Origin of the sequence: Streptomyces sp. NPDC088261, assembly GCF_044740805.1 — a bacterium.
GTDB lineage: Bacteria > Actinomycetota > Actinomycetes > Streptomycetales > Streptomycetaceae > Streptomyces.
Window position 1 is genome coordinate 109,644 of sequence record NZ_JBIURL010000017.1, and the last position, 25,238, is coordinate 134,881.

General features: G+C 71.5%; 19 protein-coding genes and 2 pseudogenes. 10 read left to right on the top strand and 11 right to left on the bottom strand.

Going from position 1 to position 25,238, the window contains the following annotated elements; genetic code table 11:
- Positions 1-129 precede the first annotated feature (129 nt).
- Positions 130-1,122, top strand: a complete 993-nt coding sequence (locus ACIODU_RS27655; RefSeq protein ID WP_401770729.1) for an NAD-dependent epimerase/dehydratase family protein — start codon at positions 130-132, stop codon at positions 1,120-1,122.
- A gap of 63 nt (positions 1,123-1,185) precedes the next feature.
- Here the strand turns inward: ACIODU_RS27655 and ACIODU_RS27660 are convergent, their stop codons facing one another.
- Entirely contained in the window at positions 1,186-1,683 is a 498-nt protein-coding gene (locus ACIODU_RS27660; RefSeq protein WP_401770731.1) for a DUF4259 domain-containing protein, read from the bottom strand.
- A gap of 225 nt (positions 1,684-1,908) precedes the next feature.
- Between ACIODU_RS27660 and ACIODU_RS27665 the strand changes: the two genes are divergently transcribed.
- The 3 genes from ACIODU_RS27665 (at position 1,909) to ACIODU_RS27675 (ending at position 5,535) form a co-directional block, all read left to right on the top strand.
- Positions 1,909-3,171 carry a sensor histidine kinase gene (locus ACIODU_RS27665; protein ID WP_401770734.1) on the top strand — a complete coding sequence of 421 codons (1,263 nt, stop codon included), beginning with the start codon at positions 1,909-1,911 and terminating at the stop codon, positions 3,169-3,171.
- On the top strand, positions 3,156-3,809 hold the full coding sequence (locus tag ACIODU_RS27670) for a response regulator transcription factor (RefSeq protein WP_356430331.1): 654 nt from the start codon (positions 3,156-3,158) through the stop codon (positions 3,807-3,809). Before ACIODU_RS27665 ends, ACIODU_RS27670 begins: the two co-directional genes overlap by 16 nt.
- A 223-nt stretch (positions 3,810-4,032) precedes the next feature.
- Complete coding sequence (locus tag ACIODU_RS27675) at positions 4,033-5,535, top strand: DUF1996 domain-containing protein (protein WP_356430334.1); 1,503 nt, start codon at positions 4,033-4,035, stop codon at positions 5,533-5,535.
- A gap of 37 nt (positions 5,536-5,572) precedes the next feature.
- Here the strand turns inward: ACIODU_RS27675 and ACIODU_RS27680 are convergent, their stop codons facing one another.
- Entirely contained in the window at positions 5,573-6,076 is a 504-nt protein-coding gene (locus ACIODU_RS27680) for a hypothetical protein (protein ID WP_401770739.1), read from the bottom strand.
- Positions 6,077-6,211: 135 nt separating this feature from the next.
- On the opposite strand from ACIODU_RS27680, the gene ACIODU_RS27685 reads away from it, so the two are divergent.
- Positions 6,212-8,197: a hypothetical protein gene (locus ACIODU_RS27685; protein ID WP_401770740.1), complete on the top strand. Its 1,986-nt coding sequence runs from the start codon at positions 6,212-6,214 to the stop codon at positions 8,195-8,197.
- A gap of 69 nt (positions 8,198-8,266) precedes the next feature.
- Here the strand turns inward: ACIODU_RS27685 and ACIODU_RS27690 are convergent, their stop codons facing one another.
- Complete coding sequence (locus ACIODU_RS27690) at positions 8,267-8,587, bottom strand: hypothetical protein (protein WP_401770742.1); 321 nt, start codon at positions 8,585-8,587, stop codon at positions 8,267-8,269.
- A 52-nt stretch (positions 8,588-8,639) separates the two neighbouring features.
- Here ACIODU_RS27690 and ACIODU_RS27695 point away from each other — a divergent pair, with 52 nt between their 5' ends.
- Positions 8,640-9,353 carry a TetR/AcrR family transcriptional regulator gene (locus tag ACIODU_RS27695; protein ID WP_356430342.1) on the top strand — a complete coding sequence of 238 codons (714 nt, stop codon included), beginning with the start codon at positions 8,640-8,642 and terminating at the stop codon, positions 9,351-9,353.
- Between the two features lie 17 nt (positions 9,354-9,370).
- Here the strand turns inward: ACIODU_RS27695 and ACIODU_RS27700 are convergent, their stop codons facing one another.
- The 6 genes and pseudogenes from ACIODU_RS27700 to ACIODU_RS27725 all read right to left on the bottom strand — a co-directional run bounded on the left by ACIODU_RS27700 (position 9,371) and on the right by ACIODU_RS27725 (position 16,671).
- A complete protein-coding gene (locus ACIODU_RS27700; RefSeq protein WP_356430345.1) occupies positions 9,371-10,060 on the bottom strand; it encodes a DUF4230 domain-containing protein in 690 nt (229 codons plus the stop codon).
- A gap of 105 nt (positions 10,061-10,165) precedes the next feature.
- Positions 10,166-11,542, bottom strand: a pseudogene (locus ACIODU_RS27705) (alpha-amylase family protein); the annotation flags it as partial.
- A 151-nt stretch (positions 11,543-11,693) separates the two neighbouring features.
- Entirely contained in the window at positions 11,694-13,391 is a 1,698-nt protein-coding gene (locus ACIODU_RS27710; RefSeq protein ID WP_401770744.1) for a glycoside hydrolase family 13 protein, read from the bottom strand.
- 73 nt (positions 13,392-13,464) lie between these two features.
- Entirely contained in the window at positions 13,465-14,451 is a 987-nt protein-coding gene (locus tag ACIODU_RS27715) for a sugar ABC transporter permease (protein ID WP_401770836.1), read from the bottom strand.
- A complete protein-coding gene (locus ACIODU_RS27720) occupies positions 14,367-15,377 on the bottom strand; it encodes a carbohydrate ABC transporter permease (protein WP_401770746.1) in 1,011 nt (336 codons plus the stop codon). The genes ACIODU_RS27715 and ACIODU_RS27720 overlap by 85 nt, the downstream gene beginning before the upstream one ends.
- Positions 15,378-15,396: 19 nt before the next feature.
- Positions 15,397-16,671 (bottom strand): extracellular solute-binding protein, encoded by a 1,275-nt coding sequence (locus ACIODU_RS27725; protein ID WP_401770749.1) that lies wholly within the window; start codon positions 16,669-16,671, stop codon positions 15,397-15,399.
- Between the two features lie 280 nt (positions 16,672-16,951).
- Between ACIODU_RS27725 and ACIODU_RS27730 the strand changes: the two genes are divergently transcribed.
- Both ACIODU_RS27730 and ACIODU_RS27735 read left to right on the top strand, forming a co-directional pair.
- Complete coding sequence (locus ACIODU_RS27730) at positions 16,952-17,977, top strand: LacI family DNA-binding transcriptional regulator (protein WP_356430357.1); 1,026 nt, start codon at positions 16,952-16,954, stop codon at positions 17,975-17,977.
- Positions 17,978-18,141: 164 nt separating this feature from the next.
- Positions 18,142-19,074, top strand: coding sequence for a phosphatase PAP2 family protein (locus ACIODU_RS27735; protein WP_401770751.1), 933 nt, complete (start codon positions 18,142-18,144; stop codon positions 19,072-19,074).
- Here the strand turns inward: ACIODU_RS27735 and ACIODU_RS27740 are convergent.
- Complete coding sequence (locus tag ACIODU_RS27740; protein ID WP_401770754.1) at positions 19,059-22,124, bottom strand: bifunctional [glutamine synthetase] adenylyltransferase/[glutamine synthetase]-adenylyl-L-tyrosine phosphorylase; 3,066 nt, start codon at positions 22,122-22,124, stop codon at positions 19,059-19,061. The two genes, ACIODU_RS27735 and ACIODU_RS27740, sit on opposite strands and share 16 nt — an antisense overlap.
- 123 nt (positions 22,125-22,247) lie before the next feature.
- On the opposite strand from ACIODU_RS27740, the pseudogene ACIODU_RS27745 reads away from it, so the two are divergent.
- Positions 22,248-22,667 (top strand): annotated as a pseudogene (locus ACIODU_RS27745) (pyridoxamine 5'-phosphate oxidase family protein); the annotation flags it as partial.
- Between the two features lie 58 nt (positions 22,668-22,725).
- Positions 22,726-23,556 (top strand): GNAT family N-acetyltransferase, encoded by an 831-nt coding sequence (locus tag ACIODU_RS27750; RefSeq protein ID WP_401770757.1) that lies wholly within the window; start codon positions 22,726-22,728, stop codon positions 23,554-23,556.
- Positions 23,557-24,268: 712 nt separating this feature from the next.
- On the opposite strand, the gene ACIODU_RS27755 is transcribed toward ACIODU_RS27750, so the two are convergent.
- Positions 24,269-24,949 carry a hypothetical protein gene (locus ACIODU_RS27755; protein ID WP_401770759.1) on the bottom strand — a complete coding sequence of 227 codons (681 nt, stop codon included), beginning with the start codon at positions 24,947-24,949 and terminating at the stop codon, positions 24,269-24,271.
- Between the last annotated feature and the right edge of the window lie 289 nt (positions 24,950-25,238).

Consider the following 25,238-nt stretch of genomic DNA (forward strand, 5'->3'; position numbering starts at 1 on the left):
GTCCGCACATGCTGCCATCCGACCGGCCCGCGCGGCAGATCCCAAAAGCCGCCGATTCGCCTGTCGGCGAACTCCACTCGAAGCGAACTTCTCTTTCCGGGGCGCGTGTCGGCGGGCAGAGTCGGTGCCATGAGACTTCTCCTCCTGGGTGGTACGGAATTTGTCGGGCGCGCCGTCGCCGAGGCGGCGGTGGAGCGGGGATGGGAGGTGACCGCCTTCCATCGCGGCCGGCATGAGGCGCCGGCCGGCGCCACGTCCGTGCTGGGCGACCGGACCGGTCCGGACGGGCTCGCGGCGCTCGCCGGCGGAGCCTGGGACGCGGTGGTCGACACCTGGTCGGCGGCGCCCTCCGTGGTGGGCGAGGCGGCCACGGCGCTCAAGGGGCGCGTCGAGCGGTACGTGTACGTCTCCAGCCGGTCGGTGTACGCCTATCCGACCCCGGCCGGGCTCACCGAGGACGGTCCGCTGGTCGAGGGCGCGTCGGCGGACGCCGGGCAGACCGCCTACCCCCAGGACAAGCTGGGCGGCGAACTGGCCGCGGAGGCCGCCTTCGGCGACCGTGCGCTGCTGATCCGTCCCGGGCTGATCCTCGGTCCGGGAGAGAACATAGGCCGGCTGCCGTGGTGGCTGGGGCGGATCGCCCAGGGCGGTCCCGTGCTCGCTCCGGGACCGCGCGACAACCCCCTCCAGTACATCGACGCACGTGACCTCGCCGCCTGGACCGTGGGCGCCGTCGAGCAGGGTCTCGGTGGCCCGTACAACCTCGTCAGCCCTCCCGGGCACACGACCATGGGCGAACTGCTCGACGCCTGCGTCCGGGGCACGGGCTCCGACGCCGAGCTGCGCTGGACCGACCCCGAGCCGATCCTCGCCGCGGGTGTCGAGCCGTGGACGGACCTGCCCGTCTGGCTCCCGCCGGGCGAGCTGCACGACACCCTGCACCGGGGCGACGTCACCAAGGCCCTGGCCACGGGCCTGCGCTGCCGCCCGGTGGAGGACACGGTCAGGGACACCTGGACCTGGCTCCGCTCCCTCGACGGCCCGGCCCCCCAGCGCCCGGACCGCCCCCCGGTCGGCCTGTCCCCCGAGGTGGAGGCGAAGCTCCTGAACGCGGGGGCGTGAGCGGCGGCGTGAGGGCCCGAGACCCGTGGACCGCGCGCCGGGGCCCTCAGAGCGCCGGGCCCCTCAGACCGAAGGCCGGACCGCCCCCGACAGCTCCGGTATCGCGGCCGGAATCGGTGCGGGTATCGGATCCGGCGCCCCCGCCACCGCCGCCGCCAGCGCCGTCCTCAACGCGACCACCCCGCGCCACCACGGACCCGCCTCGCCCTCGGCGTCCGCCCACAGCTCACGCAGCTCGGAGCCCTCCGCGAGGACGCAGTCCAGGGCCAGGACCGCCACGCCCCTCAACTCCTCCGGGAAGCGCGGCAGCGGCTCGTCGGGGCCGTACACCGTCTCCACCGGCGGGCCCCCGGGGCACTGCGCGGCCACCAGCGCCGCCGCCGCGACGGCCACCACCGCCGCGCTCTCGTCCAGGCCGCCGGGAACGCCGTCCGTACCGGTCGCCCGGACCAGCGCGTCCCGTACCAGCTCCGTCCGGCCTTCCACGGTCGCGGCGTCGAGATCGGCGGCGAAGTCCGCCGCGGTGTCGCTGTCGAAGTGTCCGGTGTCCCACGTGCCCATCGTCCGCCCCTGTTCGCCCGATCCGTCGATGGTCCGATCGTGCCACCCGCCACTGACAATCCGCTCTGACCAGGGGTGATCGGGGGGTGGTGCTGGCAACACCCCCGGCCGGGGGGCGAACCGGCTGCCCTCCCCCGCGCGCCGCCGCCAGACTGAGGGTCTGCCCGGGGGCCGGGCCGGGGCCGTCCGGCCGTGCGAGGAAGCCGTGCGAGGAAAGGGACCGTCATGAAGGCAATCGACATACGAGACGCGGTGCGGGCCGCCGGCCGGGGGCTGGTGCTCGGGCTCACCGCGATCGTGGGATCCGTCGTCCTCTTCGTCCTGACGGTGGTCTCGCTCGCGCTCACCCCGCTGGGCATCGGCTTCCTCACCACCCCGTCGGCACTGGCGGCGGTCAGGGCGCACGCCAACCACCGCCGCCTGCTGGCCGCGAAGTGGTCGGGGGTACGGATCCCGCCGCCCTACCGGCCCCTCCCCGACGACGTGCGCGGCGGACTCACCGGCCGGGTCGAGCGCACCGTACTCCTCCTCAAGGAGCCCGCCACCTGGCGTGATCTCCGGTGGCTGCTGGTGGACATGACGGCGGGCTTCACCGTCGCGATCACGGCCACCTGGCTGATGCTCTTCCCGGTGGAGGGGCTCGTCCTCGCCGCCGGCCTGTGGCGGGTGTTCACGGACAACCGGTACTGGTACGCGTTCGTCCCCGTCGACAGCCAGCTGACCGGCCTGCTCGCGTTCGCCCTCGGCCTGGTGGTCCTCGCCGCCGGCGTGCGGTTCGCCCCGGCGCTCGTACGGGCCCACTTCACCCTGACCAGGGCCCTGATCGCCCCCACCCAGGAGGAGGAGCTGGCGCGGCGGATCGAGCGGCTCACCGAGTCCCGGCACGACGCCGTCGACACGTCCGCCGCCGAACTGCGCCGCATCGAGCGCGATCTGCACGACGGGGCGCAGGCCAGGCTGGTCGCGGTGGGCATGGACCTGGGCACGGTCGAGGCGCTGATCGAGAAGAACCCGGCCAAGGCCAAGGAGTTGCTGGGCCAGGCACGGTTGTCGTCCGCCGAGGCCCTGACCGAACTGCGTGATCTCGTACGCGGGATCCACCCGCCGGTGCTCGCGGAGCGCGGTCTGGGGGACGCCGTACGGGCCCTGGCGCTGCGGCTGCCGCTGGAGAGCGAGGTCAACGTGGAGCTGCCGGGGCGGGCCGACGCACCCGTCGAGTCCGCCGCGTACTTCGCGGTGAGCGAGGCGCTGGCGAACGTGGTGAAGCACGCGGGCGCCGAGCGGATCTGGGTGGACATCTCGCACGGCGACGGGATGCTGCGGATCGCGGTCACCGACAACGGCGGGGGCGGGGCGGCGATCGGGAAGGGGTCGGGGCTGAGCGGCCTGGAGCGGCGACTCGGTACATTCGACGGAGTCCTGGCCGTCAACAGCCCTGTGGGCGGTCCCACCATGGTGACCATGGAGATTCCTTGCGCGTTGTCCTAGCCGAAGACCTCTTCCTGTTGCGCGACGGTCTGGTACGGATGCTGGAGGCGTTCGACTTCGAGATCCTCGCCGCGGTGGAGTCGGGGCCCGAACTGACCAAAGCCCTGGCGGAGTTGGAGCCGGACGTCGCGATCGTCGACGTCCGGCTCCCGCCGTCCCACACGGACGAGGGCCTCCAGTGCGCACTCGCCGCCCGCCGGGCCCGTCCCGGCCTGCCCGTCCTCGTCCTGTCCCAGCACGTCGAGCAGTTGTACGCGCGCGAGCTGCTGGCGGACGGCACCGGCGGGGTCGGCTACCTGCTCAAGGACCGGGTCTTCGACGCGGAGCAGTTCGTCGACGCGGTGCGCCGGGTCGCCGGCGGGGGTACGGCGATGGATCCGCAGGTGATCCGGCAACTGCTGTCCCGCCGGGGCCAGGACAAACCGATCGCCGCCCTGACACCGCGCGAGCGGGAGGTCATGGAGCTGATGGCGCAGGGCAGGTCGAACGTGGCGATCGCCGGTCAACTGGTGGTCACGGAGCGTGCGGTGGCCAAGCACACGTCCAACATCTTCGCGAAGCTGGGCCTGCCGGTGTCGGACGACGACAACCGGCGGGTGCTGGCCGTCCTCGCGTATCTGGACCGCGGCCGGACGTGAGCGGGCGGGGACGCGCCGCGCGAAGCCTACGGAGCCTGACGAGCCTGCGGAGCCCGGGACGAGTCGTGCGGCAATGGGGGGTATCCGCCCGTTTTGCCGCCGGAGATCTCAAGGAATTCTCAGAACCTCTGAACACTCCCCGAATGCCGTCCGTATGGAACGGAGCGCTTCGCTTCCCCTGCCGCGATTTCCCTGTAACCGGCAACGAAGCTTGAGGAGTTCCATGTCACGCACAGCGAGAAGAAAACGTTCCACAGTGGCAAACCGGGCGATTGCCGCCACGGCTGCCTTGCTCCTGGGCGGGGGTGGGCTGATAGCGGCCAATTTCTACGCATCCGCGGGTGAGGGCTGGTCGAAGGACAAGCAGCCCCCGGCCCAGGCCGAGAATGCCGCGCAGCAGATGTCGACCATCGACTGCCCGGAAGTGGCCAACGCCATCACGGACGTGCCGGAGGCGGCCCGTGCGGCGGTCGACCAGGAGCTGGCCGGGATCGACAGCCAGATCACCGAGGCTTACCAGAAGTTCGCCGATCAGAAGGCACAGATCGAGCAGGACCCCACCGTTGCCGACAATGCGATTCTCAATCCGTTGAAGGACAAGCGCCTGGAGAGCTTCGGCAAGATCTCCGCGGCGATCACCGGCGCCGGCGGCCAGCAGCCGCAGGGCCTCGACGCCCTCGCGCCGTGCACCCTGCGGGCGCAGGCGGCGCAGGACCCTGCCGCTTCCCCGGCCCCGTCCGCCGCCGAGAGCGCCCCGGCCGAGGGCCAGGACGCGGGCGCCGGGGACAACGGCCAGGCCAGTCCCAGCGCCAGCGCGCCCCCGGCGGCCGGCCAGGGCGGCAACGGCCCGGACGCCTCGGACTTCGTCAACATCCGGTCGGTCCGGCCGAACGTGGTGAAGCCGCGCACGCTGCGCCAGGCGTCCCGGGGTTCGTTCATCACCTCATGCGGGGTGAACAAGAACAAGAAGTATAATTCCGACAACGTCATTGTCGCGCCGGGTGTGAGCAACGGCGCCCACCACATGCACGATTATGTCGGGAATCAGGGCAACAACGCCTTCGCCAGTGACGACGCGCTCGCCGCGGCCGCCACCAGCTGCCGCAATCAGGGCGACAAGTCGACTTACTACTGGCCGGTGCTCCGTCTCCAGAACGGCCAGGCCGAGTTCGACGTCAACGCGGACGGCGGCGGCAAGGAAGGAAATGCCGGAAAGATTCAGACGCCCAACGAGGTGACTCTGAAATTTGTCGGCAACCCGACCTCCAAGGTCGTCGCGATGCCCCGCTTCCTGCGGATCATCACGGGTGACGCCAAGGCCTTCGTCAACGGAAACGCGAACGCCAACGCGTCGTGGAGTTGCACCGGATTCGAGAACCGCCAGCTCAAGGACAAATACCCGATCTGCCCGCGCGGCAGCAAGGTGGTCCGTACATTCAATTTCCAGAGCTGCTGGGACGGCCAGAACACCGACAGTGCGAACCACCGCACCCACGTGGCCTTCGCCGACGCCAACGGCCGTTGCCAGAACGGGTTCAAGGCGATCCCGCAGCTCCAGCAGCGGATCGTCTACCGCGTCCCGCCGGGCCCAGGCTTCGCGGTCGACTCCTTCCCGGAGCAGCTGCACAAGCCGGTGACCGACCACGGTGACTTCATCAACGTGTTCGACACCCGGATCATGAACAAGATGGTGAGCTGCCTCAACGCCGGGACCACGTGCCGCTGAGGCACCCGGCCCGACGTCGTCGGCACCCTCACGCCGGTCAGGGCGTGGACGGCATGTCCTCCATACCGTCCATGCCGTCCATCCCTCCCATGCCGGGCATGTCACTCATGTCATGACCGGACGGATCGGCACTCGTCCCACCACCGTTCCGCGCGTGGTGGGACGAGCCCGTTTCCACCTCCCCGCCCAGCCGGCCACGCACCGTGGCGACCACGGCCGCCTCGCCGACCACGACCCACTTCCGGCCGACGAGGTACGAACCGCCGTAGTCCTTGGCCTCGTTGATCCACTCGCGCTGGCCGCGGTCGGTGGCGAAGGTCGCCAGGACGTACTTCCCGTCCCCGGTCACGCAGTTGGCCTGCCGCAGCTCGGCGGCGTCCGTCGAGATGTTGGGCTCGCACTTCGCCTTCGAGGCGAGCTGTTCGAGGCTCCCCGTCGCCGTCTTCGGCACCTGGGGAGCCTTGTCGTCGTTCGCGCCGCAGCCCGCCGTCAGGGCCAGGGCCAGGACCGCTATCGCCACGCCTGCTCGTTCCGTACGCATGCGGCCCATCGTGCCCTGTCGAACGCGCCTCCGTGGGGCCGGGGACGGAATAAACGGAATGAGCGGAATGACTCATTCCGGGGTGCGCGGCAGATCCCGGGGTGACCATCGGACCAATCGCTCGTTCTGCTGCACGTGCGCCCACACGACTCCGTCACCGCCCCCGCCGCCGCCACCGCCACGGCCGCCGCCCCCACCGCCGGCCCCGTCGACGTCGACCAGGCGGAGGCGGCGCTGGTCGAGCACTACCCCCGTCTGGTACGGATCGCCTATCTCGTCCTCCCCCCGTCGCTCGGCCGCAACCGGCGCGTCCTGACCGCGCACGCGCTCGTCCAGCGCTCGCTGCCCCGCGGCCGTACCGCCACCGTGGACAGCGTGCTCCCCGGACCGCGCCGGGCGGACGGCGGAGGCGGCCCCGGCGGGGCGCGGAACCCCGGGTACACGTACGTACGCGCCCGCGTGCTGCGCCAGGCCCTCGACGCCGGCCGCCCGCTGCTGCGCCTCGCCCGGCCCCGCCGTGCCCAACTGCCGCCGGTGCTGCCGCGCGTGTGGGGCCTGCGGCTCTTCCCGCGCTCCGGCGGGGCCGACGAACTCGCCCTCGACCAGCGGCTCTCCGCCCTCTCCGGGCCGGCCAGGGCCGCGTTCGTCCTGCGCGGCCTGGAGGGGCTGGCGGACGCCGACGTGGAGCGCACGCTCGGCGCGGCCGGGGCGGACGACCCGGCGGGCGCGCTCGCCCGGGCGGTCGCCGCCGAGACGCCGGAGAGCGGCGCGCTGCTGCGGTCGGCCGAGTTCGACCCCTGCTCGCTCCAGGCCAGGCCCACCGACCTGATGCGCAGGCGCCAGCACGCGAAGGCCGCGCTCGCCGCGACCGCCGCCCTGCTCGTCTGCGCGGCGTTCCTCGGGCTGCCGGGGGACGGCTGGGGGCCCGGGGGTGCGGCGGCCCCCTCGTACGCCCGCAACCCCATGGCCCAGGCCGCCCTCGACCCGGCGAAGGTGCGCCGGGTCGCGCCCGCCTTCTGGGAGGGCTCCGCCCGTACCGACTTCTCCGCCTGGCCCACCCGGGGCGCGCTGGCCGGTGACACGGGGCTGCTGCGGCGGGCGCTGGCGGTCTGGGCGCGGCCGGGCCGTACCGTACAGGTCTCCGCGACCCCCGGGACCCCGTCGGGACCGCCCATGGGACCACCGCAGTTGCTGTACGCGGGCCGGGTCGACGCCGTGCGGGTGGTGCTGCTGTACGACGGCCTGCGGGTCGTGCGGTACGCCGAGGCGACGGACGGCGGGGGCGCGGCGGGGCTGGACTTCGCCCGGGTCGACGGCGCGGACGGGTCCGCCTCCGGGGCGCTGGTGCTGGCGCGTTCGGACAGCGACGTCCGCTTCCTGACGGCGCCTTGGGTGACCCGTACGTCCGTACGGGATCTGCGCGACCCCGAGGCGCCCGCCCGGCCGCTGGGACGGGACGCGGACGGGGTGACGGACCCGATGGACAGCCCGGCGACGGCCCGCGACTGCGGGTCCTGGGACACCCTCGACGTCCGGGACGGGTCCCACGACCGGCTGCTCACGGACCTCGGCGAGCTGACACCGGCGCGGCTGACGTCCGGGCCGCCGTCGTCCCCCTCGGACGTGTCGAGCGCCCAGGACCGGGTGGTGTGGGCCAGGACCGCGTGCCTGCTGCCCACGGTCCGCTCGCACGGGGTGCGGTCGGTGAACTCCTGGGCGTTCGCGCGCCAGACGCTGCCGGAGGCGAACGGCACGGCGGAGTGGCTGTGCACCCGCGCGGAGACCTGGCGGGGTACGGGGAGCCGGGTGCTGGCGCAGTTCCAGCCCCCGTCGGCCACGAAGCCCGCGCCGGCGGGGGCGATCGCGGCCCGCGCGGAGGACTCGCCCGCGTGCGGGGCGCGGGAGCCGCGTGCGGTGCTGGCCGGGGTGCTCTGGAAGTCCCGGGGCGGCCGGTGGTACGTCCTGGCGGCGGGCAGCGAGGAGTTCAGGTCGCTGGCGGTGTCGGGCGGGGTGAAGGGTACCGCCAAGGGGCGGATGCTGGCGGTACGGGCCTCGGCGGGCGCGCGGGCCGAGTTGAAGGGGGCCGTGGAGGGCGGCGGGTCGGTGGGGGCGCTGCGGTGACCGGGACGTACAGCCGCGCCGGAAGGGCGGGCCGGGGCCGTACGCCGTCACCGGGCGCGGCCCCCCGTCCTACGGCAGCAGCCAGTCCGCGCCCAGCGCCGACAGCAGGCACACCGCCAGCAGCCAAGTGCCCAGGCGGGTACGGCCGTTGCGGCTCAGCTCGATCACCACGCCGCACAGGACCATCGCCAGCCCGTACACCCCGACCACCAGGACCGACGTGCGGTCCGCGAGCCGTACGGCCAGCAGCACGGCCATCGCGACCAGCAGCACCGACGCCAGCGTGACCCGCAGGGCGCGCGCCTGACGGGGCGTCAGTTCGCGTGCCGGACCGGACGCCGGACCCTCGGCGGGTGTCTCTGTCGGCTGGTCCGGGTCAGTTGAGGTCATGGACCGGCAGCGTAATCGACGCCCCGGGGAGCGTGCCCGTTAGGCTGTTCGTATGACGACCGGGGTGCGCCGCAGGATGGGCGTCGAAGAGCGGAAGCGACAGCTGATCGGTGTCGCGCTGGACCTGTTCAGCCACCGCTCCCCCGAGGACGTCTCGATCGACGAGATCGCCGCCGCGGCCGGCATCTCCCGCCCCCTCGTCTACCACTACTTCCCCGGCAAGCAGAGTCTGTACGAGGCGGCGCTGCGCCGGGCGGCCGACGAGTTGGCCGAGCGGTTCGTGGAGCCGAGGGAAGGACCGCTCGGGGCCCGGCTGTCGCGGGTCATGGGGCGGTTCTTCGACTTCGTGGAGGAGCACGGTCCCGGCTTCTCCGCGCTGATGCGCGGCGGCCCGGCGGTGGGTTCCTCGACGGCGAACGCGATGATCGACGAGGTGCGGCAGGCCGCGTACGTACAGATCCTGTCCCACCTGGACGTGACGACCCCGCCCGCGCGGCTCCATCTGGTGGTCCGGTCCTGGGTGTCGCTCGCCGAGTCGACCGCGCTGATCTGGCTGGACGGGCGCCGTATCCCGCGCGCCGAGCTGGAGTTGCAGCTTGTGCACGACTTCGCCGCGCTCGCCGCGGTGAGCGCCGCGTACGACGCGGAGATGGCGGCGATCCTGCTGCGGATCGTCGCCGACGAGCCGGCCGAGGGCCCGTTCGGCGATCTGCTCGGCCGGCTCATGGGGCTGGCTGCGCGACTGCCGGGCCAGCGCCTCCCGTAGAAGGTCGCGGCCCGGGATCAGCTGGTGCCGTAGACGACGGTGACCTGGGTGAAGCCGAGGGACCGCAGCAGGCCCTCCAGCATGCTGGTGGTGTTCTTCTCGGCGCGGTCGGCCAGTTCGCTGTCCTTGGCCGCCTCCCCGATGTGCTTGGCGGCCAGCTGGTTCACGGCCCGCTCGCTCGCCGCGTTGTCCGAGAACAGGTCACCGAGCCGGTCCAGCAGACCCCGCTGCTTGGAGACGGCGTAGGAGCGGTCGGGGTCGAGCGCGGGCTTGCCCAGCTGCGCGTGCGGCAGCCGGATCGTCGCCATGGTCCGTTCCTTGTCCGTGGTGACGCTGTTCTCGCCGATGCCGCCGAAGTCCACGTAGGCGCTGACCGTACCGGCGCCGACGTAGAGGGTACGGGTGCCGCGGATGGCGTCGGGCAGGTACTTGGCGTCCTTCTCCAGGTCCACGACCACCTGGAAGTTGCCCGAGGCGGCTTCGTAGCGGTCGAGGTCCTGCATGGACTGGAGCAGGGTCGGGCCCGTCCGGTCCTTCGTCTCGCTGCCGAAGACGTCGCCGAACCCGGGGATCAGGTCCAGCTTGCTGCCGGCGAAGAGCAGCGCCGCGACGGCGACGAGGGTGATGAGCAGCTTGCTCCACCAGGACAGCCCCGCCGGGCGGGGCTTGTGCTGGCTCTGTTCCGGTTGCACGTCGGTGGACGTCATACCCCTCTGATTTCCCGCCGCGCGCGGTTCACACGGACGCGGCGGGGTCCGTTACAAGATCCGTATCAAACGGCCCCGCCGCGCCCGTTCAGGTGCCGGGTGTCAGCAGTTCCTGGCGCCCGTGTGGAGGGCAACGGCCGTGTTGGAGCCGAGCGTTGCCGTGAACCGCCCGGCGCTGTCGACGGTGACCCGCCGGCCGCTCTGGACGTCGCAGTAGTTCCCCGCGGGCAGCGAGGTCTCGAACGTACGGGTCAGCGCGGAGCCTTCGTGGTTGAGGGCCACGTACCCCTTCGTCCCCCGGCCGAACGCGATCTGGTCGCCGCCGTTGTCCCACCACCGGGTGACGGCCTGGCCCCGGGTGGTGTTGCGGAAGGCGACCATGGAGGCGATCTCCCGCCAGGCGTGCTGGCACTTCCAGCCGTCGCTGTAACAGGCCCTGACCGTGCCGCCGTTGGGCGGTCCGGCGTCCCGGTCGGTGAACTCGTAACCGGAGTTGATGTCGGGTGAGCCGTAGGGCCAGGCCAGCATGAAGACGTTGGCGAGGGTGTAGTTGGCGCCGTCCTTGTAGCTGAGGGTGTCGCCGCCGCGCTCGGTGTCGTGGTTGTCGACGAAGACGGCCGCCTTGTCGCCCCGCATGAAGGCCCAGCCCTCGCCGTAGTTCTTCAGGTAGGCGAGGTTCTCGTTGTTGAAGACCTGCTTGAGGCTGCGCCCGTACCGGAACTCCTGTACGTCACCGGTGTTGAGGTACTCGTCGGGCGATATCGCCTCCCCCGCGCCGTAGATGACCTCCTGCTTCCAGTAGGCGCCGGGGTTGGTCAGCCGGCTCTTGATGTCGGCGAGGTCGCCGGCCGGCATGTGCTTGGCCGCGTCGACGCGGAAGCCGTCGACACCGAGCGAGAGCAGGTCGTTGAGGTACGCGGCGATCCGGCCGCGTACGTACGGTTCACCGGTGTCCAGGTCCGCGAGGCCGACGAGTTCGCAGTTCTGTACGTTCGCCCGGTCCTGGTAGTTGCTGATCTGGGCACGGCAGTCGTCCAGGTCGGCGCCCGAATAGATGCCGGGATACGTGTACTTGGTGTACGGGGAGCCGCCGGTGCCGGTGCCGTCGCCGGCGGCCATGTGGTTGATGACGCTGTCGGCGACGACCTTGACCCCGGCCGCGTGGCAGGTGCCGACCATGGCCGAGAAGGCGGCGCGGTCGCCGAGGCGGCCGGCGATCCGGTAGCTGACCGGCTGGTACGAGGTCCACCACTGGCCGCCCTGGATGTGCTCCTGGGGCGGCGAGACCTGGACGTATCCGTACCCGGCCGGGCCGAGGGTGTCCGTGCACGCCTTGGCGACGGACGCGAACGTCCACTCGAAGAGGACGGCGGTGACGTCCTTGGTGCCCGGCGGGACGGCCTGCGCGGTCCCGGCGGGGACCGCGAGGGCGGTGGCGGCCGCCCCGAGGGCGAGCGCGGCGGCGAGAGATCTGCGGACCATGGTTCCTCCAGCACTGGTGGGGGTGTGCGGGTGACGGTGGTGCGGCCTCGCGTGGCGACGCGCTCTGCCCTCAAGGCTCCTTACGGTGTGGTGCGGTTCGGGGGGACGGGTGCGGGTGCGGCCAGGGGTACGGCTCCGGCGCCGGCTCCGGTCAGAGCGTCCACCACGCCGTCGTGTCCGGCGGCAGGTCGGCGTGGGTGCCGTCGGGCGTCACCGGGCCGCTCGACAGCAGGAGCCGGCCCGGTACGGGGATCCGTACCGGCTCCGAGGTGGTGTTGACCGTGCAGGCGAAGCCGTCCCGGGTGAAGGCCAGCACACCCGGGGGCGTGTCCTGCCACGCCACCGAGTCCCCGGCCCCGAGCCCGGGATGCTCGCGCCGGACGGCCAGCGCGGCGCGGTACAGCTCCAGGGTCGAGGTCGGGTCGCCGGTCTGCGCCTCGACGCTCAGCTCGCCCCAGCCCGCCGGCTGCGGCAGCCAGCTGCCCGCGCTGCCGAAGCCGTACGAACTCCCCTCGCGTGTCCAGGGGAGGGGGACCCGGCAGCCGTCGCGGAAGCCGTCCTGGCCGTCCGCGCGGAAGAACGACGGGTCCTGCCTGGCCTCGTCGGGCAGGTCGGTGACGTCGGGCAGGCCCAGTTCCTCGCCCTGGTAGACGTACGCGGATCCGGGCAGCGCCAGCATGAGCAGCGTCGCGGCGCGGGCCCGCCGCAGGCCCAGTTCACGGTCGCCGGGCTCGCGCGTCTGGGTGCCCGCGAAGGGCGGCCCGGCGAAGCGGGTGGCGTGGCGGGTGACGTCGTGGTTGGAGAGCACCCAGGTGGCGGGGGCGCCGACGGGCCGCATCGCGGCGAGCGAGGCGTCGATGACCTCGCGCAGCGCGTCGCCGTCCCAGGAGGTGGCGAGGTACTGGAAGTTGAAGGCCTGGTGCAGTTCGTCGGGGCGTACGTACCGCGCGGTGCGCTCCACGGTCCGCGTCCAGGCCTCGGCGACGGCGATGCGCTCGTCCGGGTACTCCTCCAGGATCGTGCGCCACTGCCGGTAGATCTCGTGGACGCCGTCCTGGTCGAAGAACGGCGTGATCTCGTTGGCGAGCAGCCGGAGTTGGGCGTCCCCGCCGAGGTCGGGGAGGCCGTCGGCCTTGACCAGTCCGTGGGCGACGTCGATACGGAAGCCGTCCACGCCCATGTCCAGCCAGAAGCGCAGGATCGAGCGGAACTCGTCGGCGACGGCGGGGTGCGTCCAGTCGAAGTCGGGCTGTTCGGGGGCGAAGAGGTGCAGGTACCAGTCGCCGGGGGTGCCGTCGGGGTCGGTGGTCCGGGTCCAGGCGGGGCCGCCGAAGACGGACTGCCAGTCGTTGGGCGGCAGTTCACCGTGGGCGCCCTTGCCGGGGCGGAAGTGGTAGCGGGCCCGCAGGGCGGACCCGGGGCCCTCGCGCAGGGCGCGCCTGAACCAGTCGTGCGCCACGGACGAGTGGTTGGGCACCACGTCCACGATGATCCGCAGGCCCAGATCGTGCGCATCCCCGATCAGCGCGTCGGCGTCGCGCAGGGTGCCGAACATCGGGTCGATGGCGCGGTAGTCGGCCACGTCGTAGCCCGCGTCGGCCTGCGGGGAGGCGTAGAACGGGCTGAGCCAGACGGCGTCGACCCCGAGGTCCTTGAGGTACGGGAGCCGGCGGCGTACCCCGTCGAGGTCGCCCATCGCGTCGCCGTTCGCGTCGGCGAAACTGCGGGGGTAGACCTGGTAGATCACCGCGTCCCGCCACCAGCCCGGGCGGTGGCCCCGCGCGTCGTCGGACGTCCTGGCGGCCGGGCGGGCGGAGGGGGCGGAGGGGGCGGTGAGGTGCTGGGTCATGTGGTTCCTGGAGTCTCTGAGGGGTGCGGAGAGGTGTCCGGGAGGTGCGGCGAGCGGGCGGCCCCGCACGGGGTCAGCCCTTCACCGCACCGGCGGACATGCCGGTGACGAGATGGCGCTGGGCGAAGAGGAAGACCAGCGCGGCGGGCACGGCGATCAGTACGGACGCGGCGGACATCGGGCCCCACTGGGCCCCGTACTGGTTGACGAACTTCTGGAGGCCGCCGGCGAGGGTGAGATTGTCGTCGCCGACCATGAACGCGGAGGCGTAGGCGACCTCGCCCCACGCGGTGATGAAGGAGTAGAAGGCGGTCACCGCGAGCCCCGGTTTGGCGAGCGGCAGGACGAGCCGCCAGAAGGTGCCGAAGGGTGTGAGCCCGTCGACCATGCCGGACTCGTCGATCTCGCGGGGGATGGTGTCGAAGAAGCCCTTCATCATCCAGGCGCAGAACGGCACGGCGATGGTGAGGTACGTGATCACCAGGCCGACCGGGTCGTTGAGCAGCCCGAGCCCGGCCATGATGTTGTAGATCGGCACGATGAGGACGGCGACCGGGAACATCTGGGTGACCAGCAGCGTCCACATCAGCCCGCGCTTGCCGGGGAAGCGGAAGCGGCTGACGGCGTAGCCGGTGGTGGCGGCGACGAAGACGCCGAGCACGGTGGTGAGTCCGGCGATGACCAGCGAGTTGCCGAACCACGTCAGGAACGGGGTGTCGCGCAGCAGCCCGGTGTAGTTCGCGAAGGTCGGGTCCTTGAAGAAGTCCGTGGTGGTGGCGTACGCGGGGGGCTTGAGCGAGGTCAGCAGGACCCACAGGACGGGGAAGACCGCGATCACCGAGGCGACGACGAGGGTGGTGTGCAGCGCTACGGAGGCCAGGGGGGAGCGGCGGTTCCGGTGACCGGTGCGGGGCACGGCGGTGACCCGCGCGGCGGCGGACGGGGTGTCGGTCGCGGTGTCGGGGGCGGCGAGGGTCACCAGCTGTCTCCCTGGTTGCGGAGGACGCGCCGGTAGAGCGCGGCGAAGAGCATCAGCAGGACGAGGATCAGCACGCCCCAGGTGGAGGACTGCGCGTAGTCGCGGGGGCTGATCTCGAAGGAGAACTTGTACGCCTGCGTGACGAGGATCTGGGTGGCCTCGCCGGGTCCGCCGCGCGTCAGCAGGAAGATCACCGGGAACATGTTGAACGTCCAGATGGTGGAGAGCAGGATCACGGTCGTGCTGACGGGCCGCAGCCCCGGCAGGGTGATGTGCGCGAAGCGCTGCCAGGCGTTGGCGCCGTCCATCTCGGCCGCCTCGTACATCTCGCCGGAGATCGACTGGAGCCCGCCGAGCAGGGCGACCATCATGAACGGCACCCCGAGCCAGATGTTCACGGCGATGACCGAGAACTTGGCCCAGGCCGGGTCGTTGAGCCAGGGCACGGCGTCGATACCGCCGCCGGCGAGCAGTTTGTTGAGAAGCCCGCGGTCCTCGTTGTAGAGGAAGCGCCAGGCGAAGACGGAGACGAAGCCCGGGACGGCCCAGGGCAGGATCAGCAGCATCCGGTAGACCGAGCGGCCCGCGATGCGGCGGTTGAGGAGCGTGGCGAGGCCCAGGCCCAGCGCGAAGGTGACGGCGACGCAGGACACCGTCCACACCAGCGTCCAGCCGAGGGTGGAGAGGAACTGATCCCCCGTCAGGGCCGCCCGGTAGTTGTCGAGTCCGACGAACTCGTAGGTGGCGGGCAGGTTGTTGACGCCGATGTGGCGTGCGACGTTGCGCTCGTTGGCGTCGGTGAGCGACAAGTAGACGCCCCGTACCAGCGGATACCCGATGATCACGCCGATCACGGCGACGACCGGGGCGACCATGGCCCACGCGTACCAGTGCGTGGAGACGGCGCGGCGGAGCCCGCCGGAGGGGGTGCCGGTGCCGCGGCGGGGCCCGCGGGCGGTGTGCTCGCCCGGGGTCCTCGCCACCGACCGGCCGGTCTGGACGGCCATCAGCCGGCCCGCCTTCCTGTTACTTCCAGCCCTTGAGCAGCTTGCGGTACGCGTCCCCGGTGGCGGAGGCGCCCTTCTCCGGAGTGGTCTGGCCGGTGAGGACCTTGGTGTACTCGGTGACGAGCGGCGCGAAGAGGCTGCCGGTCTCCGGGATCCAGGGGCGCTCGACGGCCTTGTCCACGACGGGCTTGAAGAAGCCGACGATCTCGTTGTCCGCGACTCCGGGCCGGGTGTAGACGGAAGTACGGGTGGGCAGCAGGCTCAACTTCTGGGCGACCTGCGTCTGGCTCTCCGCGGACGTCATGTACTCGGTGAAGGCGTACGAGGCGTCCAGGTTCTTGGAGCCCGCGTACACGGCGAGGTTGTGGCCGCCCTGGGGCGCGCCCTGCGCGGCGGATCCGGCGGGGACGGGCGCGATGCCGAGGTTGGCCCTGTCCTTGAACTGCGCGCCGCCGTACGTGTCGGTGACGGCCCACGGACCGTTGATCATCATGGCGACCTTGCCGTCCTTGAACGCGGCCTGCATGTTCTCCCAGCCGTCCGTGGCGTCGGTCTGGGCGGCGCCGGAGTCGACCAGGTCCTTGACGACGGTCAGGGCCTTGACGCCGGCGGCGTTGTCGACCGTGACGGTCTTGCTGTCGGCGTCCACGAGGTTGCCGCCCTCGCCGTACAGGAAGGACAGGAACCAGTACGCGTCGTCGCCGCGCAGGTAGAGCCCCGTCTTCCCGGTCTTGCTCTTGATCGTCTTGGCGGTCGTCTTCAACTCGTCCACGCTCGCGGGGACTTCGACCCCCGCCTCCTTGAAGATCTTCTTGTTGTAGAAGATGCCCATGGAGTCGATGACCTGCGGCACGGCGTAGGTCTTGTCGGCGTAGCGGGTGGAGGCGGCGGCCTGCGGCAGGAAGTCCTTCTCGTCCTTGAGCGCCGGGGTGCCGTCCAGGGGCGCGAGGTAGCCCAGGTCGGCGAACTCGGGTGTCCAGGCGACCTCGGAGCGGATGACGTCGGGGGCGCCGGAGTCCGCCTGCGCGGCGTTCTTGAACTTGTTCTGGGCGTCGCCGAAGGGCACGTTGACGTACACGACGTCGACCTTGGGATGCAGTTTCTCGAAGCCCTCGGCGAGCTGCTTGAAGACCTTGTCCTCGCTGCCGACGGTCGACGTGTCCCACCAGGTGACCTTCCCCGACAGTTCACCCCCGGCACTCTTGCCGCCGTCCGACGTGTCGTCACCACCGCACGCGGTCACGGCGAGGGCCAGGGTCACGGCCAGGGCTGTGGCCGTTATGCCACGTCGCATCCGAACTCCTTCAACTGCCGTACCGCTCCGTTGCGGCTCCGGGTCGGACGTGAAGGTAACAGCGTTGCAAGAAGCCCGAAAGACCTTGCGGAAGATTTCCGCGAGAACCGGTGAGAGCGACAAGTGCCCCTACGGCATGGGCCAGTGGGACCTGACGGGGTGCGGAAGCCCGGCACGGACAGGGCAGAAAGGTTTCGCAAGATCTTGCAGAACGGGGGGTGCGCCCGCTCCCCGGCCGTCCGGTGGGCAATCCGGTGAACCACCGGTACAGTCCACTCCCATGACCGCACGGCTTGCCGACATCGCAGCCCAGGCGGGGGTCAGCGAAGCGACGGTCAGCCGCGTTCTGAACGGCAAGCCCGGGGTTGCCGCGGCCACCCGCGAATCCGTACTCGCCGCACTCGACGTCCTCGGGTACGAGCGCCCCGTACGCCTCCGCCGGCGCAGCGCGGGGCTGGTCGGCCTGATCACCCCGGAGCTGGAGAACCCGATCTTCCCGGCCCTCGCCCAGGTGATAGGCCAGGCGCTCACCCGTCAGGGGTACACCCCCGTCCTGGCGACCCAGACCCCCGGCGGCTCCACCGAGGACGAGCTGACCGAGATGCTGGTCGAGCGGGACGTCTCCGGCATCATCTTCGTCTCCGGGCTGCACGCCGACACGTCGGCGGACATGCGGCGGTACGAGAAGCTGCGCGCCCAGGGGGTGCCGTTCGTCCTGGTGGACGGCTTCTCGCCGAAGGTGCGGGCCCCCTTCATCTCGCCCGACGACCGGGCCGCCGTACGGCTCGCCGTGACGCACCTCGTCTCGCTGGGGCACCACCGGATCGGCCTGGCGGTGGGGCCGGAGCGGTTCGTGCCGGTGCTGCGCAAGATCGAGGGGTTCCGGGCCACGGTCCACGAGCTGCTCGGTCTGTCGCCGGCCGGGACGGACGAGCTGATCCAGCAGTCGCTGTTCACTCTGGAGGGTGGTCAGGCGGCGGCCACCGCCCTCATCGAACGGGGCTGTACGGCGGTGGTGTGCGCGAGCGACATGATGGCGCTCGGCGCGATCAGGGCCGGGCGGCGCCTGGGCCTGGACGTGCCGCGGGACCTCTCGGTCGTCGGTTTCGACGACTCCCCCCTCATAGCCTTCACGGACCCGCCGCTCACCACGGTCCGCAAGCCGGTGCCGTCGATGGGCCAGGCCGCGGTCCGTACGCTCCTGGAGGAGATCGGGGGCACCCCCGCCCCCCACAGCGAGTTCGTCTTCATGCCCGAGCTGGTGGTCCGCGGCTCGACGGCGTCGGGGCCCGGACGCCGTCCGTAGGAGGTCCCGGCCCTCGTCGGTGGGGCGTCCGGCCCTCGTCCGCGAGACCTCCCGGCCGTCGTCCGCAAGACGTCCGGACGTCGTCCGCGAGACGCAGCGAATGCGGGACCGACCCGACCGGGGGATGATCGGTCGGGGAGTCCAGATCTGGCAGACTCCTCGCTATGGGTGAATCGACCGTGAAGGCGCAGACGGCCCGAAGGGCCGGCTCGTCGTCCTTCACCGACGAGGTGGCTGACACGACAGACACAGCGAGGGACACGGAAACCGAACCGGTGGAGATGCACACGTTCATCCGGCGGCTCCGGACACCCCGCAAGCCCCGCCTCTGGTTCGAAATCCTGCTGATCGCGGTGAGTTACTGGATCTACTCACTGATCCGCAACGCCGTACCCGAACAGCGCGAGAAGGCCCTGGAGAACGCCGACCGGATCTGGCACGCGGAACGCCTGCTGGGGCTCGGTTTCGAGCGGGCCGTCAACCACGGCGTCAATTCCGTGACGTGGCTCATCGTAGGGATGAACTACTACTACGCCACCCTGCACTTCATCATCACCCTCGGCGTGCTGATCTGGCTGTTCCGCAGCCATCCGGGGCGCTACTCGGCGGCCCGCCTGGTCCTGCTGGCGACCACCGTCGTGGCCCTGCTCGGCTACTACCTGTTCCCGCTCGCGCCGCCCCGGCTGATGACCAACGGCCACTTCATCGACACCGTCTCCCTGCACCACACGTGGGGCTCGCTGTCCTCGGACAACCTCAAGACCGTGTCGAACCAGTACGCGGCCATGCCGTCGATGCACATCGGCTGGTCGACCTGGTCGGGGCTGACGATCTTCGCGCTGTGCCGGGTCCCGTGGGTGCGGATCCTCGGGCTGCTCTACCCCGTGGTGACGCTGCTGGTGATCGTCGCCACCGCGAACCACTTCTGGCTCGACGCGGCGGGGGGCCTGGTGTGCCTGGCGTTCGGCTTCACCGTCTCGTACCTCTGGTACGGCTCGCTCCCCTACCACCTGCCGCGTTACGTGGACGGGCGGCGGCCGAAGAAGAAGCAGGGGTCGCGTACGACGCCCGGCGGCGGGGCTCACTCCGCCCCGTAGAACAGCCTCTCCATCACCCCGCGCGCCCGGCGCGTCGTCCTGCGGTAGTCGTCCAGCATGTCCCCGCTGTGCACCTCCAGCGTCTGGCCCCGCGTGGGCCCCGCCCCGTACCCCAGGTAACGCCCCATCGCGCCCAGCTCGCGGCCGTCCGACGGGAAGGTGTCGCCGGGCCTGCCCCGTACGAGCATCACGCCGTTCCTGACCCGGGTCGCCAGGACCCACGCGTCGTCCAGGGTCTGCGCGTCCTCCGCCGACATCAGCCCGGCCTCCCGTGCCGCCGCCAGCGCCCGGCGGGTCCGGGTGGTCCGCAGGCCCGGCACCGCCCAGGCGTGCCTCATCTGAAGCAGCTGGATCGTCCACTCGACGTCCGAGAGCCCGCCCCGGCCCAGCTTGGTGTGCAGGGTCGGGTCGGCGCCCCTCGGCAGCCGTTCCGTCTCCATCCGCGCCTTGAGGCGGCGGATCTCGCGCGCGGCGTCCTCGGCCAGGCCCTCGGCCGGGTAGCGCAGCGGGTCGATCAGCTCGACGAAGCGGCGGCCGAGGTCCGCGTCGCCCGCCATCGGTTCGGCGCGCAGCAGGGCCTGGCTCTCCCAGACCAGTGACCAGCGCCGGTAGTACGCGGCGTAGGAGGCGAGGGTACGGACCATGGGGCCGCTCTTGCCCTCGGGGCGCAGGTCGGCGTCGATCAGCAACGGCGGTTCCGAGCTGGGGACTTCGAGGAGGCGGCGCATCTCGGCGACCACGGCGTTCGCCGCCTGGGCCGCTTCCTGCTCGTCGACGCCCTCGCGGGGTTCGTGGACGAAGACGACGTCCGCGTCGGAGCCGTACCCCATCTCGTGGCCGCCGAACCTGCCCATGCCGATGACGGCGAACCTGGTGGGGAGGGTGTCGCCCCAGCGGCCGCGGACGGCGGCGCGCAGGGCGCCGGCGAGGGTGGCGGCGTTGAGGTCGGTGAGGGCGTTGCCGACCCGGTCGACCAGCGCGCCCGGGTCCTCCTCGGCGGGGCTCTCCTCGGTGCCGTACGAGCCGATGATGTCGGCGGCCGTGGTACGGAACAGCTCGCGGCGGCGCATCCCGCGGGCCGTCGCGACGGCGCCGTCGGCGGTCTCCGCGCGGCCGATCGCGGCGATGACCTCCTGTTCGAGGTGGGCGCGGCCGTGCGGCACGAGCCCGTGGGGGTCGCCGAGGATCGCGACCGACTCGGGGGCGCGGAGCAGCAGGTCGGGGGCGAGGCGGCCGGCGGACAGCACCCGCGCCAGGTTCTCGGCCGCCGCGCCCTCGTCGCGGAGCAGCCGCAGGTACCACGGCGTCTTGCCGAGCGCGTCGGACACCTTCCGGAAGCCGAGCAGACCGGCGTCGGGGTCGGCGGAGTCGGCGAACCAGCCGAGCAGCACGGGGAGCAGCGTCCGCTGGATCGCGGCCTTGCGGCTCACCCCGGACGACAGGGCCTCCAGGTGGCGCAGGGCGGCGGCCGGGTCGGCGTACCCGAGCGCTTCGAGGCGCTGGCGGGCCGCCTTCGTACTCAACCGGGTCTCGCCGGGGGCGAGTTGGGCGACGGCGTCGAGCAGGGGCCGGTAGAAGATCTTCTCGTGCAGCCGCCGGACGACCGAAGCGTGCCGTTTCCAGGCCCTGTTGAGCTCCACGACCGGGTCGCCGCGCAGGCCGAGGGAGCGGCCGAGGCGGCGCAGGTCGGCCTCGTCCTCGGGGACCAGGTGGGTGCGGCGCAGCCGGTGGAGCTGGATGCGGTGCTCCATGGAGCGCAGGAAGCGGTAGGCGTCGTCCAGTTGGGCCGCGTCCGCCCTGCCCACGTAACCGCCGGCGGCCAGCGCGCCCAGCGCGTCGAGCGTGGAGCCGCTGCGGAGGGAGGTGTCGCCCCTGCCGTGCACCAACTGGAGGAGCTGGACGGCGAATTCGACGTCGCGCAGACCGCCGGGGCCGAGCTTCAGCTCGCGGTCGAGCTGGGCGGCGGGGATGTTGTCCACGACGCGGCGGCGCATCTTCTGCACGTCGGGGACGAAGTGCTCGCGGTCGGCGGCCTGCCAGACGAGGGGCGAGACGGCGTCGATGTACTCGGCGCCGAGCGGTACGTCCCCGGCGACCGCGCGGGCCTTGAGGAGGGCCTGGAACTCCCAGGTCTTGGCCCAGCGCTGGTAGTAGGCGAGGTGGCTGCTCAGGGTGCGGACGAGGGGGCCGTTGCGGCCCTCCGGGCGGAGGTTGGCGTCGACGGGCCAGATGGAGCCCTCAACGGTGGTCTCGGAGCAGATGCGCATGAGGTGGGAGGCGAGGCGGGTGGCGGCCTGGACGGCCTTGCCCTCGTCGGTGTTGAGGCCGGCGCTCCCGTCCTCGCCGTTCTCCATCGTCCCGGCGGGGGCCTCGGGGAGCCCGCCAACGAAGATCACGTCCACGTCGGAGATGTAGTTCAGCTCGTGGCCGCCGCACTTGCCCATCGCGATGACCGCGAGCCGGCAGGCGGCCGCGTCCTCGGGCGCGGCGGCGCGCGCGATCGCGAGGGCGGCGCGGAGGGTCGCGGTGGCCAGGTCGGCGAGTTCGGCGGCGGTCTGGGCGATGTCGATCGTGCCGCAGACGTCCCGGGCCGCGATGGCCAGCAGGCAGCGGCGGTAGGCGATGCGCAGGGAGACGGGGTCGGTGGCGTCGGCGAGCCCGCGCTCGAACTCCTCGACCCCGGGGTGCAGGTCCGACGACTCGTACGTCACCAGGACGTGCCAGTCGTGCGGGTGCCTGGCCAGGTGGTCGCCGAGCGCCTCGGACGCGCCGAGCACGCCGAGCAGCCGGTCCCGGAGGGGCTTGGCGGTGAGCAGGGTGTCCAGCAGGACCCGCCGCTCCCCCGGGTTGGCCGCCTCGATGAGCCGTACGAGACCGCGCAGGGCCAAATCGGGGTCGGCGGTGGCGCCGAGCGCGTCGAGGAACAGCGGGTCGGACCGTACGGTCGCCATCTCCGGGACGTCGAGAAGCCGCTCGGCGCCGGACGGATCGGTGAAGCCGTGGCGGAGCAGACGGGTGAAGATACTGCTCCTGCGCCCCGGCATCGTCATGTCGCCGTCTCCCGTCCGCGTTCCCGCCAGCGTTCCCGATCAAGCTGAGGGGATCGAGCGTAACCGCAGGGCGGGGAGGCGGGACCGGCCGCGTGCGGCGCGGCCGGAAACGTGGTCGGGAAGCTGACGTCGACGGAGCTGTTCCGGCTGACGACGGTACGGCCCGGGGGCCGCCCGCACGTCACCCCGCTGCCGGCGGTGCGGCCGGACGGCGCGCTGTCCTTCCGCACCGGCGCCGAGGAGCGCGAGAGCCGGAACCTCGCCCGGAACCCGGAGGTGGTCCTGACGACCGGCACGAACGCCCTCGCCGGGGGGCTGCGACCTGGTGGTCGGGGGTACGGCGGTCCGCGTGGCGGACGAGGCGCGCCTGACGGCGCCGGCCCGGGCGTGGGAGGCGGAGTACGGCGCCGGGTGGCACTTCGACGTACGGGACGGCGGCTTCGCGGGCGACCGGGGAACGCGGCCGTGGTCCACGAGGGGCCGCCGCGGACGGCCTTCGGCTTCGGCAAGGCGCCGTACCGCCAGACGCGGTGGCGCTTCTGACGCGCCGTACCGCGTAAATCACTGGTCCGGGACGGTGACCCGGTGATGTGCTTCCGAGGTGACACACCACCCGACAGCCCCACGCGGCCCGCTCGACCGGGTCGACCGGTACCGCGACACCCTGCCCCGCCGGATCGGCCGGGCCGAGGACTTCGGAGCGCTGACCCTGTTCGTACGGGAGGACGGGGGCAGACCGCTCCATGCCCGCCCGACCCGGGGCTGGCGGGGCCGGCCCGTCACCGCGGCGGACGTCGCGGCCGTCCGGGCGCGTCAGCGCGAACTGGGCGTCCCCGAGAGCTTCGAGTGGGTCCACGAGTCGGCGCCGGGCCTGCGTCCGGCGGTGGAGGAAGCGGGCCTGCCGGTCACGCCCTGCCCGCTGCTGATACTCCCCGAGGAGGCCCCCACCCCGCCCCTGGCCGACCTGATCCCACCAGGGGTCCAGGTCGTGACCCTCGCGCCGGACGCCCCGTGGCTGCCCAGCGCGGTGGCCACCGCCTACCTGTCCTTCGCGCACCTGGGCACCCAGGTGGGCGACGTGGGCCCGGCGGACCTGCCGGAGGCACAGACACGCCACGCCCCCGAGACGGCCCTCATGGCCCGCCGCATCCGCGAGGGCAGCACCACCCTGGTCGCGGCGGTGGAGGACGGCGTCGCCGTCAGCTCGGGCCTGCTCCCGGGAGTGGTGGACGGAATCACCGAGATCTGCGCGGTCGCCACCCTCCCCGCGGCCCGCCGCCGGGGCCTGGCCCTGGCGGTCACCGCGGCCCTGATCCACGAGGCCCGCACCCGCGAGGCCCACACCATCTTCCTGGGCGCCACGGACCCCCAAGTGGCCCGCGTCTACACCCGCCTGGGCTTCCGCCTCACAGCAACCGCCCTGGAGACCTGACACGGCTCCGGCCCGCTCAGAAGATCGACTCCCGAGTCGCGGTTCGTACCGCCGGTGCGGAGCCGCCGTGCTCTGGCACCACCTGAGTGGGGCCGAGTTCAATGGCCTTGAGCTCTGGGCGGTTCTCGTCCCACTCCTGATTCCCTGTCGCGGAGGAGCTTGCGCGCCGTTGTACCTACCCGATCCATACGTGACCCCCGTGCCAGCATCGCAATGCACGGACTCACCTTGGAAGTCCGGGCCGTTCAGTTACTTTCGTCGGCGCTTCACGGCGTTCTTCTCGGCCTCGGCAGCCTTCCGCTTCGCTACTCCGTAAGGCGATCAAAGCCCTTGGTGCTTTGCACAGCGGGAAGTACCGAGCACGGCGAGGTTCCGACATGCTGCATCAACCTTGGTACGAGCACCACACCGAAGAGGCCAACTCCACGCCTCCGGAAGGCTTCCACCTGTGCGGGGCAGGCATGAGGGCATCCCTTCAAATTTTCACGAAAGGGGGCGGGTCGGGGACCCTTGGCCAGCAGGGGCCGGGTGGCTGACCAAGCTGTGCCGACAACTCACCTGGTCCCGAGGGCTGCGTGACACATGCTATAGGGCGAGCCGTCACCGGGATTCAACACGAGGCCTACACACTACGAATGTCCGAATCTTGTTCCGCGGGCATCCAAGAAGCCGGGCGCAGGCTTGTCCCCAAACGGGCACCCTGTACAGGTTGTCAATGCTGGGGTGACTCATGGGCCGTCGCTGGAAAGACGACACGGCCGGCGCTAGTGGTCAGAACCGATTCGCCGTTCGGCGGGACCTTGCGTGCGCTCAGGTCGCTCCACGCTTCCCATGTCAAGCGCCACAGCCCTGGTAGAGCTGCCGAGTGGTTCGCGCCACGGGAACGGCTCTGTGCCTGGTTCCTCGGGCGCCAGTCACCGTCGCGGTGCCGACGGCGGCTGTTCAGAGGTGGTGTGGTGGCAAGTTGCAGCATGTGTTCCAGTGCAAGGCCACAGATGAGGGAGCCCAGCTCCGCGGCGGCGGCCTGTTCTTCGGCGGGAGTCTTTTCAAGAAGCGCCGGCCACTGTACGACGACCACCCTCTCCCACAGTTCAGGCGGAATAGTGTTGGCCAGGTGGTGACTCTCCCCGACAGGCAGATCGCGTAGACGGCGATCCGCCTCTTGGGTTTGCCCTACGTAGCAGAGTCCCGTTCCGGGGATGAACACTCCGTAGAGGACTGCACCGGTGACGCCGGGGGAGTCTCCGGCCGGCCCACACAGCAGGCTTCCAACCGAGTGAGCGAACCCGAAGCGTCGCTCCTGCCACAGCGCCAAACACGACGCATCGGACATGAGCGTATGGAGAGAGCTGCGCCAGCTCCGGTAGGCATCCTCGTAGTACTGATCGGTCACAGAGACATTCTGGGTCACGAACGTCGTAGCCCACGCCTCCCAAGTCGCTTCCTCTACTTCCGCTGGAGTCTACCGGGCCTGCGTCGATCTACTAGTCTAGTAGAAACTAGTAGATCAGTAGTAGTTAGCCGCAGGCAGCCATGCCCAGCCCAGACAAGTCAGCCACAGACACCTGAGGCCTGAGCTGCGAGCATGCGTCGATCTACTAGTCTAGTAGAAACTAGTAGATCAGTAGTAGTTAGCCGCAGGCAGCCATGCCCAGCCCAGACAAGTCAGCCACAGACACCTG